15 protein-coding genes are annotated in these 18,271 nt (G+C 70.0%); all 15 read left to right on the top strand.

Going from position 1 to position 18,271, the window contains the following annotated elements; genetic code table 11:
* Positions 1-25 precede the first annotated feature (25 nt).
* On the top strand, positions 26-1,789 hold the full coding sequence (locus tag ACN4F8_RS08125; RefSeq protein ID WP_419473101.1) for a phage tail sheath family protein: 1,764 nt from the start codon (positions 26-28) through the stop codon (positions 1,787-1,789).
* Positions 1,790-1,824: 35 nt separating this feature from the next.
* Positions 1,825-2,268 (top strand): phage tail protein, encoded by a 444-nt coding sequence (locus ACN4F8_RS08120; RefSeq protein WP_419473100.1) that lies wholly within the window; start codon positions 1,825-1,827, stop codon positions 2,266-2,268.
* 145 nt (positions 2,269-2,413) lie between these two features.
* Positions 2,414-4,039 carry a phage tail protein gene (locus ACN4F8_RS08115; protein ID WP_419473099.1) on the top strand — a complete coding sequence of 542 codons (1,626 nt, stop codon included), beginning with the start codon at positions 2,414-2,416 and terminating at the stop codon, positions 4,037-4,039.
* On the top strand, positions 4,039-4,593 hold the full coding sequence (locus tag ACN4F8_RS08110; protein ID WP_419473098.1) for a phage tail protein: 555 nt from the start codon (positions 4,039-4,041) through the stop codon (positions 4,591-4,593). Before ACN4F8_RS08115 ends, ACN4F8_RS08110 begins: the two co-directional genes overlap by 1 nt.
* A gap of 2 nt (positions 4,594-4,595) precedes the next feature.
* Complete coding sequence (locus tag ACN4F8_RS08105) at positions 4,596-5,567, top strand: hypothetical protein (RefSeq protein WP_419473097.1); 972 nt, start codon at positions 4,596-4,598, stop codon at positions 5,565-5,567.
* A gap of 21 nt (positions 5,568-5,588) precedes the next feature.
* A complete protein-coding gene (locus tag ACN4F8_RS08100; protein WP_419473096.1) occupies positions 5,589-5,759 on the top strand; it encodes a hypothetical protein in 171 nt (56 codons plus the stop codon).
* An 11-nt stretch (positions 5,760-5,770) separates the two neighbouring features.
* Positions 5,771-6,862 (top strand): phage late control D family protein, encoded by a 1,092-nt coding sequence (locus ACN4F8_RS08095; protein ID WP_419473095.1) that lies wholly within the window; start codon positions 5,771-5,773, stop codon positions 6,860-6,862.
* The gene (locus ACN4F8_RS08090; protein ID WP_419473094.1) at positions 6,859-7,545 is read left to right on the top strand and encodes a phage baseplate assembly protein V; all 687 of its coding nucleotides are present in this window, start codon (positions 6,859-6,861) and stop codon (positions 7,543-7,545) included. Before ACN4F8_RS08095 ends, ACN4F8_RS08090 begins: the two co-directional genes overlap by 4 nt.
* A 4-nt stretch (positions 7,546-7,549) precedes the next feature.
* On the top strand, positions 7,550-9,193 hold the full coding sequence (locus tag ACN4F8_RS08085; RefSeq protein ID WP_419473093.1) for a hypothetical protein: 1,644 nt from the start codon (positions 7,550-7,552) through the stop codon (positions 9,191-9,193).
* Complete coding sequence (locus tag ACN4F8_RS08080; RefSeq protein ID WP_419473092.1) at positions 9,193-9,582, top strand: GPW/gp25 family protein; 390 nt, start codon at positions 9,193-9,195, stop codon at positions 9,580-9,582. The genes ACN4F8_RS08085 and ACN4F8_RS08080 overlap by 1 nt, the downstream gene beginning before the upstream one ends.
* Entirely contained in the window at positions 9,583-11,868 is a 2,286-nt protein-coding gene (locus tag ACN4F8_RS08075) for a putative baseplate assembly protein (protein WP_419473091.1), read from the top strand.
* On the top strand, positions 11,868-14,555 hold the full coding sequence (locus ACN4F8_RS08070) for a phage tail protein (RefSeq protein ID WP_419473090.1): 2,688 nt from the start codon (positions 11,868-11,870) through the stop codon (positions 14,553-14,555). Before ACN4F8_RS08075 ends, ACN4F8_RS08070 begins: the two co-directional genes overlap by 1 nt.
* Before the next feature lie 3 nt (positions 14,556-14,558).
* Positions 14,559-15,521, top strand: coding sequence for a hypothetical protein (locus tag ACN4F8_RS08065; RefSeq protein WP_419473089.1), 963 nt, complete (start codon positions 14,559-14,561; stop codon positions 15,519-15,521).
* 38 nt (positions 15,522-15,559) lie between these two features.
* Positions 15,560-17,779 (top strand): hypothetical protein, encoded by a 2,220-nt coding sequence (locus ACN4F8_RS08060; protein ID WP_419473088.1) that lies wholly within the window; start codon positions 15,560-15,562, stop codon positions 17,777-17,779.
* A gap of 42 nt (positions 17,780-17,821) precedes the next feature.
* On the top strand, positions 17,822-18,271 hold a 450-nt coding region (locus ACN4F8_RS08055; RefSeq protein ID WP_419473087.1), incomplete at its 3' end, for a hypothetical protein.

The following is an 18,271-nucleotide window of genomic DNA, read 5'->3' as shown; positions in this document are numbered from 1 at the left end:
CCCGCACTTCACAAGGAGAACCACCATGCCTGAATACCTCGCGCCGGGCGTATACGTCGAGGAAACCAGCTTCCGCGCCAAGAGCATCGAAGGGGTGGGCACCAGCACCACCGCGTTTGTCGGCCCCACCCGCAAGGGGCCGTACCGGGTGGACGACGAAACCCCCGAATCGCCCGAACTGCTCACCAGCTACGGCGACTTCGAACGCATCTACGGCGGCTTTGCCGACCTCTCCCTGGGGACCGATGTGCCGGGCACCAACTACCTCGCGCATGCGGTGCGTGCGTTCTTCAACGAGGGCGGCTCGCGGCTCTACGTCTCCCGTGTGGTGGGGGCCAGCCCGGCAGCGGCGGCGGTGCAGGTGGTGGCCGGAACAGACGAAGGCGTGGGCTTTGCCGCGCGTTTTCCCGGCGCCGTGGGCAACGGCCGGATCGTGGTGCGCGAGGCCGCCACACCCGCGTCGGAGACCACGCTCAACAACGCGCCACCCGGCAGCCTGGTGCGCGCCACGGTGGGTGGCAGCGCGGTCCTGCTGGTGCGCGTGGGCAACAGCTGGCGCCCGGCGGCCAACCTCGCGGGCGAGGCGGTCACGCAGGCCAATGTGCTGGCCGGCACGCCGCAGTTGCTCACGCTCTCGGTGCTCACCATCGACGGCGACGGCAACAGCCTGGGCTTTGAAGACATGGGGTTGACCAACACGCACCCGCGCTGGATCGGCCACGTGATGTCGGCCACGCCGTCGCGGCGCAGCGACCACCTGCAAAACCTGTATGCCATCAGCGTGGGCGCCGGTGTGACGCCTTCCGAGCTGCATGCAGGCCTGTTCAATGGCGCTGTCAACAACGCCGCCGGCCAGCCCGAACGCGTGTGGACGCTCACCGGCGGTGCCGACGGCGCCGAGCCCACGTCCACCAACTACGCGCTCGCCCTGTCCGAAATTGCATCGCTTGAAGACGTGTCCATCGTCGCCGCGCCCGGCAGCTCGGCCTACGGCGTGGACGACGACGACAACCCGCAGGCCATTGCCAGCGCGCTCATTGCACACGCCGAAGGCCGCCGCGCTTACCGCATCGCCGTGCTCGACACACCGCCCGAACTGCTGCCCACCACCGCGCGCACCTACCGCGGTTTGTTCGACTCCAAGTACGGCGCCATGTACTTCCCGTGGGTGGTGGTGTCCAACCCGCTGGCGCGCCCGGGCCGCGAAGACATTCCCAAAGAAATCGCGCTGCCGCCCTCGGGTTTTGTGAGCGGCATCTACGCGCGCAACGACGTGCAGCGCGGCGTGCACAAAGCGCCGGCCAACGAGGTGGTGCGCGGTGCATTGCGCTTCGAGATCGACGTGAATTTTGCGCAGCAGGAACTGCTCAACCCGGCCGGTGTGAACTGCCTGCGTTTCTTCAGCGGACGCGGCAACCGCGTGTGGGGTGCGCGCCTGATCTCCAGCGACCCGGAGTGGAAATACGTGAGCGACCGGCGCTACTTCAACTACCTCGAAGCCTCCATCGACCGCAGCACGCAGTGGGCCGTGTTCGAGCCCAACGGCGAGCGCCTGTGGGCCAACATCCGCCAGACCATCGCCGACTTTCTCTACAACGAGTGGCGCAGCGGCGCGCTGCTCGGCACCTCACCCGACGAGGCCTTTTTCGTGCGCTGCGACCGCAGCACCATGACGCAGAACGACCTGGACAACGGTCGCCTCATCTGCCTGATCGGCGTGGCCATCATCAAGCCGGCCGAGTTCGTGATCTTCCGCATCGGCCAGAAAACGGCCGACGCCCGCGAGTGACCTCCCGTCCCACACGATCCATCAGGAGCTGAACCATGGCCAACCGCACCACGCCCTACGGCGCCTTCAACTACCTCGTCAACTTCGACGGCGGCGAGGTCTTCGGCGGCTTCTCCGATGTCAGCGGCATCGGCACCGAAGTCACCGTGGCCGAGTACCGCAACGGCAACGACAAGGAGAACCACGTGCGCAAGGTCGCCGGCATCCACAAGGTGGCCGACGTGACCTTGAAGCGCGGCATCCTCAACAGCAAGACGCTGTTCGACTGGATCAGCCAGACGCGCACGCAGGGCCCGGCCGCGCAGCGCAACGTGACCATCACCCTGCTCGACGAAGCCCACACGCCCGTGCAGACCTGGGTGTTGCGCGGCGTGATCCCGATGAAATACACCGGGCCCACGCTGGCGGGCAAGGGTGGGGGCGATGTGGCGATGGAAGAGATTGCGCTCTCCGCAGAAGCGATGGAAATCACCGCCTAGATACCATGAAAACACCCCCGCCGCGCTGCGCGCGACCCCCTCAAGGGGGCAACACCTACCGCCCGGCAAAGCCGGTTCGGTGGTGTTCTTGGGTTGCGTTGCTTCGTTCGTGTCAATTTCCCGACATCGTGTTGGACGCCAGACCATGAGCCTCGTTTTCGAAACCGCCGCACCTGCTTTGCGCACCGCGCCGGAGCGCACCGACGTGGCGTGTTTCGTGGGCTTCGTGGCGCGCCGGCGCGATCAACCATTGCCCATGTCGGTGCGCCGCCAGCTCACGGACGCGGGCTGGGTGCACGGGCCATGGCGCAAGGGAGCCGATGCGCTGGAGGCGCTGCAGAACGTGCCGGTGGTGGTCGACAGCTGGGCCCTCTTTGACCGCCTCTTTGCGTGGGACGAGCGCCTGGTGGGTCGTGCGTCCGACGTGGTGAGCGGCGCGCCTTCGCTGTGCGCTACCTACCTCGGTGCGGCTGTGCGCAGCTTTTTTGCGCGCGGTGGTCAGCGCGCGGTGGTGGTGCGTGTGGGCGACCCGTGGGCGTTTCTGGAGTCTGCGGCCAACCGCGCGGCCAAGCGGCGCGCGCGCCTGGCCCGCCTCATCCCCGGCTTCAGCGACCGCGATTCGGTGGGCGAGGTGTTCGAGCCCATGGACCCACGCACCTGGCGCGGCATCGGGCACGTGGTGGGCCTGTCCGAAGCCAGCCTGTTGTGCCTGCCCGATCTGCCCGACGCGTGCTCCACCGAACCGCTCGCACCCTCGGTGGCCGTGCCGCTGCAGCCCCTTGTTGAAGGCTTTGTGGAATGCAGCCCCGACGAACCCCCGCTGCCCAGAGACGCCGGCTTGCGCGCCTTGCACGCACCGCGCCTGGACGGCCCGGGCTACGGCCCCTGGCGCGTGGCGGTGGCCAGCGTGCGCACCTTTCTGGCGCAACACCAGCGCGAGATGCTGTTCGTGGGCGCGCTGCCCCTGCCGCGCGAAGACGCGCGCCGGCCGGTGAGCGACGGCGGCGTGCACGCGCACAGCGACATGCTGGCGTTTCTGCGGCGCAGCGGTGTGCTGGAGGCCGAAGGCCGCGTGGATGCCAGTGGCCTGTCCATCGCCAGCGCCTTCGTGCAACTCGGTTACCCGTGGCTGGCCACAAGCGCTGCGTTGGATTTGCCCGAAGGCCTGGAGCCGCCCGATGGCGCACTGGCCGGCCTGATCGCGGGCAGTGCGCTGGCGCGCGGCACCCACGCCAGCGTGGCCGGCGACACGTCCATGCCGGCGCTGCGCGATCTGCAAACGGCTGTGCCGCTGCCGGGCTGGGGCGCAGGCCCGCAGTCGCCGAGCGCGCAACTGGCCGAACGCGTGTGCCTCTTCACGCAGCAAGCCGGTGGCTGGGCACTGCAGTCGGATGTGACCACCACGGTGGATGCGGCCTGGCGCAGCGGCGGTGTGAGCCGCCTCATGGCCACGTTGCTGCGCGCAGCACGGCTGCGCGGCCAGAGCGTGCTGTTCGACGGCAACGGCCCCGAGACCTGGGCACGGCTGGAGCGCAGCTTTGAAGAATTGCTCAAGGGCTTCTGGCGCGTGGGCGCGCTGGCCGGTGCCACACCAGCGGATGCGTTCAGCGTGCGCTGCGACCGCAGCACCATGACGCAGAACGACATCGACAACGGCCGCCTCGTGACCGAGATCACCGTGCTGCCGGCGCACAGCATCGAGCGCATCACCGTGGTGCTGGCGCTTGCAGCGGCCGGTGTGGGCCAGGCCAGCGTGCGGGAGGTGGCGTGATGGCCATCGGTGCCGAGTTTTCCGCCAGTGCCTCGGTATCGATCGGTCTCGGGGCGGGCACCGGTTCGGCTGCGGGCGCCAAGGTCTCCGCCCCGCTGATCCCCTTTCGCTTCCAGCTGCGATTTCGCCAGTCGGGCGCAGGCGCGGCGCAGGGCAACGAGGTCGACATGTGCAGGGGCGCGTTCGCCGAATGCACCGGTCTTGAAGCCACCATGGAGCCCAAGGTGATCCGCAGCGGTGGCGTGAACCACCACGCCTTCCAGCGCGCGGGGCAGGTGACCCATGCCACCGTGATCCTCAAGCGCGGCATGACCGACAACCGCCACCTCTGGAAGTGGTTTGCCATGGTCTCGGGCGGCGACTACGCCGCGCGCATGGACGTGGACATCGACATGCTCGACGGCGCGGGCACCAAGGTCATGACCTGGTCGCTCGCGCGCTGCATGCCGGTGAAGTTCAAGGCGGCCGACCTCAACGCCCGCGCCACCGAGGTGGCGGTGGAAGAGCTGCACCTGGCCCACGAGGGCCTCACCCTGGCGTTTCCCAAGGCCTGACCATGACCGAGCGCACCATCGCCGTGGCCGAGTTCAAGACGCTGAGTCCGGCGCCCGAGCAGGTGGTGAAGGTGCACTTCAACCCGGCCTCCCTGCAGTACACCGTGTCCAACACGCTCGGCCCCGCCGGCCAGGGCGCGGGCAGCCGCCAGTACGTGAGCGCCACTGTGGCCAAGCTCACCATGGACCTGGTGTTCGACACCACGGCTGGAAATCTCGACGACAAGGTCAAAGGCGGTGAAGACGTGCGCAGCTTCACCGACAAGATGGCGCAAATGCTCAAGCCCTTTGGCGGCGAGAACGAAAAGACCCCGCCGCGTGTGGAGTTCAGCTGGGGCGCTTACCGCTTCGTGGGCACGGTGGAGCAGTACAAGGAAACGCTGGACCTGTTTTCGCACGACGGTGTGCCGCTGCGCGCGGGCATCAACCTCACGCTCTCCAGCGATGCACCCAACTTTGAAAGCGCGAGCGCGCCGGCCTCGTCCGCAGACCGTGCGGGGGCCTCACCGATGGAGGTGCCTGGCGGTGCCGGGCCGTCGGGTGTGGCCGCTGCTGGCGGGGACCCGCGCGCGGCTCGAGCGGTGGCGAGTGCCAACGCCTCGGCCAGCCTGCGTTTTGGCGGCAGCGCGTCGCTGCTGGTGGATGCCAAGGTGTCGCTGGGCGCGCCGGCGGCGTTTGCGTCGGGCTCGCTGTCGGTGGGGGCTGGCGCCGGGCTGGGCGTCGGAGTCGGAGTCGGTATCGGCGGGGGCGTGGGCATCGGTGCCACCGCCGGTGCCGCGTTTGCCGGCTTGCGCACCGGTGCGGCTGGTGGCGCATCGCTGCCCAACGCGCAAGCCCTGTTGCCCTCGACCCAGGTGAGCGTGGGGGCCACCGGGTTCGCGCCGGGCGGCATGGCGCGCGGATCGGGGGCCGGCAGCCTGGGCACCGACGTGGGCGCGGCCGCCGACCTGCAGGCCCGCATCGCTTTTGACTGAACGAACCCCGGGGAGACACACATGCCCATCACGTTTGAAGAAGTCACTGCCGAAGTGCCGGCCGATCGGCCCACACCACCGGCCGCGCAGGCCAGCGCGGCGGCGTCACCCGACGACCCGCAGGCGTTGGAGGCGATGCAGCAGGCGCTGGACCTGCGCGCCGAGCGCACCTGGCGCCTGCACACCGATTGAGTCCACTCGCCATGACCGAAACCGCCCTCAGCCGACAAGCCCTCTACAGCGCGCGCCCCACGCTGCGGCTGGCCGGGCAGGCCGATGTGCGGCTGTCCAACCTGTTGATTGCCATGCGCATGGACGAAAGCGAAGGCGGCATGAGCCGGCTGGAGCTGCGCCTCTCGAACTGGGTGGGCACCACGGCGGGCGGCACCGAGCAGGCCTTTGGTGCGCAGTCCGATCTGAAGCTGGGCGCCGAGCTGGCGGTGTACGCCGGTGATGTGCAGGCACCGGTGGAGGTGTTTCGCGGCAAGGTCAGTGCCATCGAATTGCTGTTCAGCATGGGCGGCGCGCCCGAAATCACGGTGCTGGCCGAAGACGCGCTGCAGGCCGCGCGCCTGGCCCGGCGCAGCAAGACCTACACCGACCTGTCGCCGGCCGATGTGGTGCGTGAGGTGGCCGGTGCGCTCAACCTGCGCCCGACCGTCACCGGCCTTGCCAGCCCGGTGGACACCTGGGCGCAGATCAACGAGAGTGATCTGGCTTTTTTGCGCCGCCTGCTCGCGCGCTTCGACGCGGACCTGCAGATCGTGGGCGATGAGTTGCAGGTGTCACCACGCGGCGACGTGGCGCGCGGCGAGGTGGAGCTGGCCCTGTTCGGCCAGCTCATGCGCGCCCGTGTGATCGCCGACCTGTCGCAGCAAGTCACCGCCACCAGCGCAACCGGCTGGAACCCGGTGGACGGCAGCGCGGTGAGCCATGAGGCCACGCAGATCACGCACAGCGGGCCGGGCAGCGGGCGCAGCGGCTTGTCGTGGCTCGATGAAGCGTTTGGCGCGCGCCAGGAACACATCGGCCACCTCGCGGTGAGCAGCGACGCGGAGGCCCAGGCCGTGGCCACCGCGGCGCTGGACCAGCGTGCCCGCCGCTTCGTGCGCATCGAAGGTTTGAGCGAAGGCAACCCCGCCATCCGCGTGGGCACCACGGTGTCGGTGAGCGGCCTGTCTCCGCAGTTCGACAACCGCTACTTCGTGTGCGCCGTCTCGCATATGTACGACCAGACGGCGGGCTACCGCACCGAGTTCAGCGGCGAGTGCGCGTTTCTTGGGGAAGGCGCATGAAACGCGACGGCCTGTTCGACCGCCCCGCCGCCTGGCTGCAGGCCGGTGCGCTGGCGCAGGTGGTGTCGCTCGACGATCCCGCCGGCCGCAACCGGGTGCAGGTGCGCCTGCTGGCGCACGACGGCGTGACCGACCAGGACGCGCCGCTGTGGGCGCGTGTGGTGGCACCGTTTGCCGGCAACGACCGGGGGTTCTTTTTTCTGCCCGATGTGGACGACGAGGTGCTGGTGATTTTCATGAACGGCGACGCGCGCCACCCGCTGATCATCGGCGGCCTGTGGAACGGCAACTCGCCATCACCCGCCGACCTGGCCAATGGCCAGCACCGCACCAAACGCCTGAAGTCGAAGAACGGTGTGGCCATCACCATCCTGGACGAAGACGGCCAGGAAACGCTGACGCTGGAGACGCCCGGCGGGCAAACCGTGACGCTGCAGGACGGGCCGGGCACCATCACGCTGGAAGACGCCAACGGCAACCGCGTGGTGATGGAAACGGCGGGCATCAGCATCACGGCGTCGGCCAAGGTGAAAGTGAGCGCTTCGCAGGTGGAAGTGACCGCGGGCATGGTCAAGGTGGACGCGGCCATGGCCGACTTCTCGGGCATCGTGAAGTGCGCCACCCTGCAGACCAACGCCGTCATTTCCACCAGCTACACCCCGGGCGCCGGGAACGTGTGGTGATGCCATGGCCCGCACCCTGATGCAACCTCCACACGATGTCGCCCTGGGTGCGCCGCGCGGTGTGGCGCTGGGCGGCGCCCCTCTGCTGCTGCAGCGGTCTGACGGCGACTTCATCGACGCGGTGCTGGACGAGATCACCAGCGCCGATGGCCGCGCCAAGCTGCTCGCCACGCGCGCGGCGGCGCGCACGCAGCGCCAGGTGCTCAAGCTGTTCCAGCCCATCCAGCGCCAGCACCACCTGGCCGTGCTCGAAGCCTGGTGCGACACACCGGGCACACCGCGCCTGGACCCGGCGCGCGTCGAGTCGGCCGGGCTGGTGGTGCGCCGGGTGCGCCGCGCCGGCAACGCCGCCGAAGAAGGCTGGATGCGCTCGCGCGGGCGCCTGCGCGGCTGGCTGCCGGTGCAGCGCATCGGTGGCGCATCCAACGACCCGGCGAGCCAGTTGCGGCTGCACAGCGGCCAGACCGGCGTGGCCGACATCGACCACGAACTCATGCAGCTGGCCCTGCAGCGCGAGGACACCCTGCTGAACGAACACGTGGTGCCCATGTTCGTGGCGCCGCCCGAGGTGTGCAAGGCTGCGGGCAAGACGGTCTACTACGGTCTGGTGCCCACGGTGAGCGGCGAGCTGGCCGAGACCGCGCCGGTGTTCGACGAGGCCAACACCTTCGGACCCGAGAGCGCCGATTTCCGCAACCACCTGGTGCAGGCCCTGCGCGGCGAGGCCATGGACTTCCCCCTCGAAGGCGAGACCCTGAACCCGACCTGGACCGAAGCCGCCGAGATCGCCACCACCGTGCGGCCCAACGGCCTGAGCAACGACCACTGGAACCGCCTGCACCCCGGCGGTGGTTCGCGCAGCAGCATGCAGCGCTTCTTGCGTTTGTTGCGGCAGCTCGATGGTGAGTTCAACGCCTTTGCCGGCACCTCGCCCGTGGCGCGGGCGCTGCGTCAGCAACTCGCGGCCATCCACCTGCCTTTGAAGCTGCGCAGCGGTGAATCGGTGGCGCGCACGGTCAACGCCGAGACCTTTTTGCGCCAGGCGGTGCTGGTGCTGGTGCAGCGCAACGAGCAGGCCGCGCGGCCCGAGATGCCCACGCGCTGGCCTGCGCTGCCCGGCCACCAGGCGAGCGCCTTGCGGCTGGCGCTCTCGCGCGCCGTGGCCGAGCGTTTTGTGCAACTCAACCCCGCGCCCGGGCGCTTTGACGACGCGGGCGCGCAGTACGTGGTGCGCGCTTTTGTTCGCCTCAAGCCCGAGTGTGGTTGTCCGGCGCGCATCGTCTGGAGCGAGGCCACCGAACCCTTTGTGATCGCGCCGTGGTTCGAAGGCTCGGGCGCGCCGCCGGTGCGCATCGACCTGCCCGACATCACCGCGCCCGGCCTGCTCGCATCGCTCAAACCCAACGTGTCGTTTGCGGTGCCGCCCGCGCTGCAGAACCTGCTGAGCGGCAACCCGAAAGACCTGATGGAGGGCAAGAAGCCGCCCGACGGTGGCATCACCATCGGCTGGATCTGCAGCTTCAGCCTGCCTGCCATCACGATCTGCGCCTTCATCGTGCTGAGCATTTTTCTCGGCCTGCTCAACCTGATCTTCGGCTGGTTGGCCTTCATCAAGATCTGCATTCCGTTTCCAAAGAAGGGCGACTGATGAACGCGACCTCGGCTCCCATCGGATTTCCGTTCCTCGGCGTGCCCGACGAACACGGCCAGCTCGGCTGGCCGCTGCTTGAGAAAAGCGTGCGCGACGGCATCCGCATCGTGCTGAGCACACGCCCCGGCGAGCAACTCATGCGCCCCGAATTCGGCGGTGGGCTGGAGAGCCTGCTGCACGAGCCCAACACGCTGGCGACGCGCCGGCGCATCCGCGATCTGGTGCAGAGCGCGCTGGCGCGCTGGGAGCCGCGCATCCTGCTCGACGCGGTGGAGGTGTGGGACGTGCCCGATGCCCCGAGCCACCTGCGGGTGGAGATCCAGTACCGGCTGGCGCGCACGGGTGCGCCGGGCCGCATGAATGTGAACGTGCAGCTGGAGACCTAGATGCCCATCATCCCGCCCAGCCTTGATGACCGCCGCTTCGACGACCTCGTTGAAGACCTGATCGCGCGCATTCCCGCGCACACGCCCGAGTGGACCAACCCGCGCCAGGGCGACCCCGGTCGCACGCTGCTGGAGCTGTTTGCCTGGCTGGGTGATGCGCTGCTCTACCGCGCCAACCTCATCCCCGAGCGCCAACGGCTTGTGTTTCTCAAGCTGCTCGGCCAGGGCTTGCGCGCGGCCCAGCCGGCGCGCGGCATCGTGGGTTTGTCGTATGCGCAGCCGCTGGCCGATCTGCGCGCCAGTTCGCTGCTGCCCGGTGCCCGCCTCAAAGGCGCGCAGCCCTTCGAGACCCTGGGCGAGACCACCGTGCTGCCGGTCACCGGCGAGGTCTACATCAAACGCAAGCTCACCGACACCGAGACGGCGCGCATGGCCGATGTGATCAGTGGCCTCTCGCGTGTGCACCGCATCAGCGGCGCAGTGCAGGGGTATGAGACGCTGGCGGTGTTTGGTGAAGGGCGCGCCGAGCCGGGTGGTTTTGACGTGTTCGAGCGCTCGACCGACCGCGCCCTGTGGATTGCCTTGCTCGCACCCGCCGCACCGGGTCAGTCGGAGCAGGTGGGGGTGAACGACAGCGTGCGCGCCGCACTCGGCGGTGGTGACTCGGGCGTGCCGTCGCTGCTGTCGCTGGGCATCGTGCCTGCGCTGCCCTTGCCCGCGCTGTTTGAAGAGGTGGGCCCGCTGGCCGAGGTGCCGGTGATCTGGGAGATGGTCACGCGCCGGCCGGGCACACAGGCGCTGGACTACCTCACGCTGGAGCCGCTGCCCGGCAGCGACAGCTCGCGCGGCTTCACGCGGCCCGGCACCTTGCGCCTGCCGCTGCCCGGCGTTGACGACATCTGGGTGCCTTCGAACCAGGTGGGCGTGAACCCGCTGGCCGGTGTGGGCGACGCGCCGCCCCGGCTCGACGACGCGGCGCGCGCCGCGCGCTTGGTGGCCTGGCTGCGCGTGCGCCCGCGTCCCGGCAGCCAGGTGCAACGTCTGCCTTTGACCTGGCTGGGCATCAACGCCGCCGAAGTGGACCAGCGCGTGACGCTGCAAGGCCAGGTGCTGGGCACCAGCACGGGCGCGGCCGACCAGGCGTTTGCTTTGCCCGCCGGTTCGGTGGACCCACAGACGCTGGTGGTCGAGGTAGAAGAGCCCGGCGGGCGCGGCTACCAGCCGTGGCAGCGTGTGGACGATCTGGCCGCGATCAGCGCCGACGCGCTGGTGGCGCGCGAAGCCGGTGCGTTTGAGCTCGACGCCGAGGCCGGCACCCTGCGTTTTGGCGACGGCGTGCGAGGCCGCATCCCCGAGCGGCTCATGCGCGTGCGGCTGGCGCGTGGGCGCTTCGGCGGTGGGCGTGCAGGCAACCTCGCACCCGGCAGCCTGAGCGAGATCGCCGCCACGCTCGTGGGCGGTCAGCGCGCCCCGGCCATGAAGGTGCACCAGCCGCTGGCCATGGACGGTGGTGAAGACGCCGAGACCCTGCCCCAGGCCGAGCGGCGCATACCCGCCTCGCTGCGCCACCAGCAACGCGCGGTGACCGCCGACGATTTCAAGCGCCTCGCGCTGGAAACACCAGCGGCCGATGTGGGCCGCGTGGAGGTGATGCCGCGCTTCAAGCCCCGCGACCGGCGTTTCAACGTGCCCGGTGTGGTGAGCGTGGTGGTGCTGCCGTCCGCCGCGTTGGCGCCCGCACCCAACCCGCGGCCCGACCGGCCCTTCATCGAACGCGTGCACGCCCACCTTTCGGCGCGGGTGCCGCTGGCCACCGAGCTGTATGTGATCGGCTGCGAATACGTGCCGCTGGGTTTGTCGGTGGCGCTGCGCCTGCGCGAAGGGTTTGCGCGCGACAAGCTGTTGTACGAGGTGCGCGAAGCCTTGCGCCGCCTGCTCTGGCCACTGGCGCCCGGCGGGCTCGACGGCGAAGGCTGGGCACTCGGGCGTTCGGTGCGCGAACGCGAACTGGAGGTGGAGGTCTCGCGCGTGGCCGGTGTGGCCGAGGTCACCGGCCTGCAGCTGTTTGCGCGCCAGGGCGTCGGCGGCCAGCAAGACTGGGCGCTGCTGCCGCGCAACCAGGCCGGTGCCCAGCAGACGCTGAGCCTGCAGCCCTGGCAACTGCCCGAGCTGTTGTCCATCGTGGTGGTGGAAGGTGGGGAGGCGCCGACGCATCTGCGCGCCTTGCCCAACCCGTTTGCACAAGCGAACGCCGTCGCGGTGCCCGTGGTGCCGGAGCTCTGCTGATGGACGCCAACGGCTCCCGCTTCTGGTCGCTGCAGGCGCCAGCCCACTGGCCGACGCTGGGGCAGGGCCTGGGCCATGTGCGATGGCACGCGGACTGCAGCGCGTTGTGTCTGGCCTCGGAGCGTGAACTGGAAGCGCCGCCGGACATGGCGGCCAGCCGCAGTGCGGCGCTGCTGGCGCTGAACGAGGTGCCGCGCGCGCTCGATGCGCAGGGCGTGGTGTGCAGCTGGCACGCACCCAGCCAGGCCATCGTGGTGCGCAGCGCGCATCTGCCCGAGGCCGCCATCGCACTCCCGCTGGACGCCGCGCCCACCGACCTGTGCGTGGGTGGTGACGGGGTGCTGTACGTCGCCTTGCCGGATCGCGTGCTCATGCACGACCTGCGGCGTCGCTGGGACGCGGTGAACATCACCGAGCCGGGCTTTGCGCCGTGGCGCCTGGCGGCGCACCCCGAGGGCGGTGTGTGGGCGCTGGAGCGCAGCAGCGGACGGCTCGCGCGTTTGAAGGGGTACCCGCTGCCCAGCCAGACACCGGCCAGCGATGCGTACGCGCCCGGCGTGTTCCGCCCCGATCCCGAGAACTGCCACGTGCCTGCGATGAGTGTGGTGCATGGCGGCTGGGGCGGGGTGGCCGAGCCGTTCGCGCTGGCCTGCCATGCCACCGGTGGTCTGCTGCTCATGGGCTGGAACACCGCAGGCCAGGCCTGGGTGCGGCGCTGGGATGAAGCCACCCGCACACCCGGCCCCATGCGCTTGCTGCGCGGTGCGCTGCACGCGCATGCGCTCACCTGGCTCGATGGCACGCGCATCGCCGTGCGAATGCCGGGCAGGGTCGACGCACCTGCGTTTGCCATCGACCACACCTTGGCCGGCGAGCTGCCCGCGCTGGGCGAGGTGTTTCCGCTCGCGAGCGACCAGGTGGAGGCGCCGTTCGTGCACCGGCCTGAGGGCGTGGCGCACTATCCCGTGCGCGAAGACGCGGCCGAGCCGCTGTTTGCGCTGGCCCTGCCCAACCTCGCGCGCAGCGGCACGGCGGCCAGCTTCACCGCCGAAGCTGGGCAGCTGCGCGCGCAGCTCATCGACAGCGGCACACCGGCCACCACCTGGCACCGCGTGTTCATGGAGGCCAGCATCCCGCCGGCCTGCGGTGTGGTGGTGTGGCTCGCCGCCACCAACGACCCGCAACCGCCCGCAGCCGAGCGCCTGGATGCCTGGCACCCGCATGCGTTTGGCCGCGATGTGCGCGGCATCGATCCCGCCGCCTCCGGCCCCCATGTGCCGCACGCGGTGTGGGAACGTGCACCCTCGGAGTTGCCCGCCCATCCCGGTCTGGCGCCGTGGGTACCGCAGCGTGGTTTGCGCGGTCTGTTCTCTGTGCTGGTGCAGAACGCTCGGACAGCGGTGCGCTCGCTCAGTGGCCGCTATTTGTGGGTGCGCCTGAGCCTGCACGGCGACGGCCGCGCAAGCCCCGAGGTGGTGGCGCTGCGCGCCTGGGCCAGCCGCTTCAACTACGCCGAGCAGTACCTGCCGCGCATCTACCGCGAAACCCGGTTTGGCGATGCGGCGCAGCTGCCCGGCGAGCGCCTGGACAGTGTGGACGAAGGCCACGCCGCAGGCCTGGATCTGGGGGGTGAGCCCGACGTGGCGCTGCTGCTGCGCCTGGCCACCGGCGGTATCGATGTGAGCGACGGCGCGCAGGTGGTGGTGGAGCACCCCGGGCGCAGCTGGCTTTTGCGCGACGGCGGCAGCGCGCGCTGCTGGCGCCTCTTGCTCGACGGCCACGCCATCGGCGTGTACCGCCCGCAGGCCTCGCCCGCCGACTTTTTGGCGCGCAGCCTGGCCAATGTGGAAGGGGTGCTCACGCAACTGGAAGACCGCGTGGCCCACGCGCACCTGCTCACCGACCCGGCCAGCACACCGGCCAAACACCTGGACTGGCTGGCCAACTGGGTGGCGCTGGCCTTCGATGCGGCCCTGCCTGAAGAACGGCGCCGCGCCTGGCTGCAGACCGCACCCGAACTCGCGCGCTGGCACGGCACACGCCGCGGTCTGGCGCTGGCGCTGGACGTGGCCACCGGCGGTGGCGTGAGCGGCGGTGAGGTGGTGGTGCTGGAAGACTTCCGCCTGCGCCGCCTGCTCGCCACGCTGCTCGGGGTGGACCTGGCCGATGAAGACGATCCGCTGCTGCCGGGCCTGCAGGTCAGCGGCAACTCGGTGGTGGGCGACACGCTGGTGCTGGGCGATCAGGCGCGCGCCGAGCTCATGGCGCTGTACCGCGAAGAAGCCACCAGCGCCAGCGAAGACCAGGACATCGCCGACTTTTATGGCCGCCTGGCGCACCGCGCCACCGTGCTGGTGCACCGCGAGGTGGACGAGGTGGACATCGGGCTCATCCGCCGCATCGTGGCGCTGGAGTCGCCCGCGCACGTGCAGGTGCGGGTGGCCACCGCGAGCTGGCCCTTCATGGTGGGTGTGGCCAGCCTCGTGGGGGTGGATACGTACCTGGCGCGTGCCGTGCCACCGCGCCCGGTGCGTGTGCAGCGCTCGGTGCTGGGCGGTAGCGACTTCGTGCTCGGCCCGACCACGCTGGACCCGCGCCTGCGTGGCGAAGCCGCGCCACCGCCGGTGGTGCCTGCAGAGCCTCTCTCTGTGCCCCGCAACAGAAAGCCCCGATCCCGCAAGGAGTGACCCATGACCTCCACAGCCAACACGGCCACCACCTTCAGCACCGCCGATCCGCTCACGCGCCAGCCGCTGGGCGAGCGCCCGGTGTACGCCACCGGCATGCTGCTGGACGCACAGGACTTTCTGGACGAGCAGACCTACCACCGCAGCCAGCTCGCGCGGGCGCTCGGTGCCGTGGCTGGCAGCGGCACACTGGCCGGGCTGCTGGTGCAACACCGGCCTGCGGTCGAGACGGGCCTTGATGCGGCACCGGAAGAAATCCAGGTCAACGCCGGCCTCGCGGTGGACCGGCTGGGTCGCCTCATCGAACTGCCGCGCCCGGCCTGCCTGCGCCTGCAACCCTGGTGGGACGCCGAGGCCGCGCGGACCAGCCTGCAGCAGGCCGACTACACATCGCCGGGCCGCTTCATCTCGGCGCGCGCGCAGGCCGGTGTGGCGTTGCCCGTGCGCGCCGTGGTGGCCGACGTGTTCCTGCGTTTCGTGGCCTGCCCGCGCGGCCTCACGCCGGCGTTCGCCAGCGGCCCGTTTGATGCGTTGAACGCCGTGAGCGTGTCGCGCTTGCGCGATGCCTACGAGCTGCACCTGGTACCGCGCCAGAACCTCTCCGACACCGGCCTGGGCCTGCCTCTGCGCGCGGGCGCGTTCACCTTGCCGGTGGACCAGGAAACGGCGGCCGAAGCGCTGGCGCGAGAGGCCGCCATGGACAACCCATCGGCCGACGCCGACGAGCGCCGCGCTGCGCTGCAAGACGCCGTGCTGCACGGCTACCACCGCACGGCCGGCGAGCTGCCGCGCGGCCCCGAACACCCGCCCACGGTGGACGCCAGCGCGGTGTTCATTGCGCGCGTGCTGATCCCGGTCAATCCGCTGGACCCCACCCAGCGCCAGGGCAGCGCCGTGCTGGTGGACAACCACAGCCGCCGCTTCCTGCCAGGCCTGGGCGTGCTCGCGCGCTGGACCGGACTCTGAGCCATTCATGTTTTCCCATCCCTTCACTGGAGCACGCCATGAACCTCAACACCGGCACCACCCGCGAGACGATCGCCTCCAGCCAGGTGCAGACCCTGCGCGACGCGGGCGTGTTGATCGAAGACCACCGGCGCGGCCGGCCGCGTTATTTCGACGGCCGCTTTCTCGCCGCGCGCGACCTGATCCGCGACCAGCAGTATTTTTTGACGCGCGAGGCCGACCTGGGCCAGGCCGCCGGCAGCGGGGTGGCCACGGGCTTGTTTGTGCAGGAAGGCGGCCAGCCCCAGACGCTGGTGGTCTCCAGCGGGCACGGCGTCACACCCTCGGGCGAACTCGTGCTTTTGCCGCGCAACATCGACGTGCAACTGGCCAACCTGCCGGTGGCCGAGCAACTCTCGGCCCGCTTCGGTCTGTCGCGCCTGCCGCAGCCCCCGCTGCGCAGCCGCACCGGTCTGTTCGTGCTGGCGCTGCGCCCGGTGGAATTCACCGCCAACCCCATCGGCGCCTACCCGACCTCCATCACCGGCCAGCGCACGGTGGAAGACGGTGACGTGATCGAGGCCACCGCCGTGGTGCTGGTGCCCTGGCAGGACGACGGTGGCGCCGATGCGCTGGACGCTCGGCGTGGCCGCGCGGCGCGCGCGATCTTCACCCAGGGCAGTGCGGCCGGCGTGTCGGCCAACGTGCTGCCGCTGGCCATGATCGCGCTGCAGAACAACACCGTGGTGTGGATCGACGAAGCCATGGTGCGGCGAGAACTCGGCGCCGACCGGGGGGATTTGCCCGGTCTGGGTTTTGCACCACGCGGCCTGCGCCTGGCCCACCTGATGCAGCACCAGGCCCACCTGGCCGATGTGGCGCCGCCCGGCAGCACGCGCGGTTTTCCGGCCATCACCCATTTCCCGGCGCTGCCGCCAGCCGGCCCCCTGCCGGCGGGAGTGATCAACCCGGAGGATTTCACGCAAAACTACTTCCCGGCCGAGGTCGATGTGGACTTCACCATCATCCCCGAGGACGAGTTGCCTGCGCTGATCGAAGAAGCGCTGGCGCTGCAACCCATCGACCTCACCGCGCCCGCCGAGTCGCTGGACTCCACCGCCGTGATGATTCTCGCGCCGGTGCCGCGCGCGCAGTGGCGCTCGGTGGCCGCACGGGTGGGGCAGGGCGCCTTGCTGTCGATGCGTGTGGTCAAACCGGCTGCGCCCAATTTGATCGCGCAGCGCCGACCGTTCGAGATCCTGCAGAAGCTGCGCCTGCCGCGCGAAGCGCTGCAAAGCAAGGCCCTGGGTCCGCTTGAGGCCGAATGGCAGCGCCTGGCCCGCCTGAACAACCTGTGGTTCGTGCGCCGGCGCCACCTGGCCTACCGCGACGATCTGGCTGGCAGCTACCGCGAGATCGCAGGCAACGACGAGCGTGTGATCGAACTCAACCTCAACACCCGCATCACCAAACTCGGGCTCACGCCGCGTTACGACGCGGTGCTGAAAGTGGCCACACCGGCGGCGGCCAGCACCGTCATCGGCCTGCTCGCGGGCAAGCGCTACCTGGAGTCGCCGGTGCTCACCGCCGCCGCCCTGGGCCTGCTCACCGACGCCATCGCCACCAACGAACAACTCACCGGCAAACCGTCGCTGGACAAGACGCAGGTGCTGGGTGTGGCCGCCGTGCTGGGTGAGCCCGAGAAAAACGAGGCGCTGTGGGCGCTGATCCAGCGCGAGAGCAAGACCGCGATCCCGGCCGACGAACTGCTGCGCATCGCCAGCAATGCCGAGTGGAACGTGCAGCCGGTGGACCCGGGCGCACAGGGCGAGGGGGTCACGAAACGCATGGACAGCCTGGGTCTCATCGAGCCCTGGATGGAGATCGAGAGGAACAGTTCGGCCAAGGCCAAGGACGTGGCTGTGACCTTGCTCGCGAGCAAACGGTACGAGGCCTCGCCGGCGCTCACCGCTGCCGCGCTGGGCCTGCTGCTCGAACACGTGCAGCGCGACGGCTCGCTCAAGGACCCGGCGTTGGTGACCGCCGTGGCCAACAGCCTGCTGGAGCCGATCGCCAGCGACGTGCTCAACAAGTACCTGCAGACCGAACTGCGCCGACCACTGGATGCCGATGCGCTGCGCACGCTGGTGAAGTCGGTGGACGAGTGGCGGCCCAAGACCGATCGCATCACGCGTCCGACGCGCGCCGTGGCGCCGGGCAAGGCCGTTGCGCGCAAGACCACAACGAAAAAAGCCACGCCCTCCAGCAAGAAGGCCTGATCCAGCCGGCCAACCGTCCCAACTTCACCCGGGAGACCCGACGTGACCATCGAACGCATTGACCAACCGCTGCAGGGCGAGCGCGTGGTGGCCCTGTCGCCGGAAGACGCCAGCACAGCAGCGACCGACTGGCGCCGCCGGCCCAACCTGTTTGCCGGGCGCACCCTCACCGACGCGACGCTGCAAGGCCGCCAGACCTGGCAGGCCGGGCATTTGCATCACCGCGCGCGGGCGCTCACCGCCGGTGTGGTGCGCGGCCTGGAGGTGTTTGCCTTGCCCGGCTCGGGCGGTGCGCGCCTGCTCATCGAGCCCGGCCAGGGACTGGCGGTGGACGGTGAAGACGTGGTGCTGGTGCGCCGCACCGAATGCCGGCTCGATGACCTGCCGGTGGTGGCGCCAGCCGCCTGGCTGCAGGTGCAGGCCGGTGGCGTGGGCGAGGCGCTGGAGCCCGATGGTCGCGGTGTGGTCGAGGCGCGCAAGGTGCCCGATGGC

Origin of the sequence: Hydrogenophaga sp., from assembly GCF_048549895.1 — a bacterium.
Classification (GTDB): domain Bacteria; phylum Pseudomonadota; class Gammaproteobacteria; order Burkholderiales; family Burkholderiaceae_C; genus Hydrogenophaga.
Note: the sequence above shows the minus strand (reverse complement) of the source record. Positions and strands in the feature narration are given on the sequence as shown.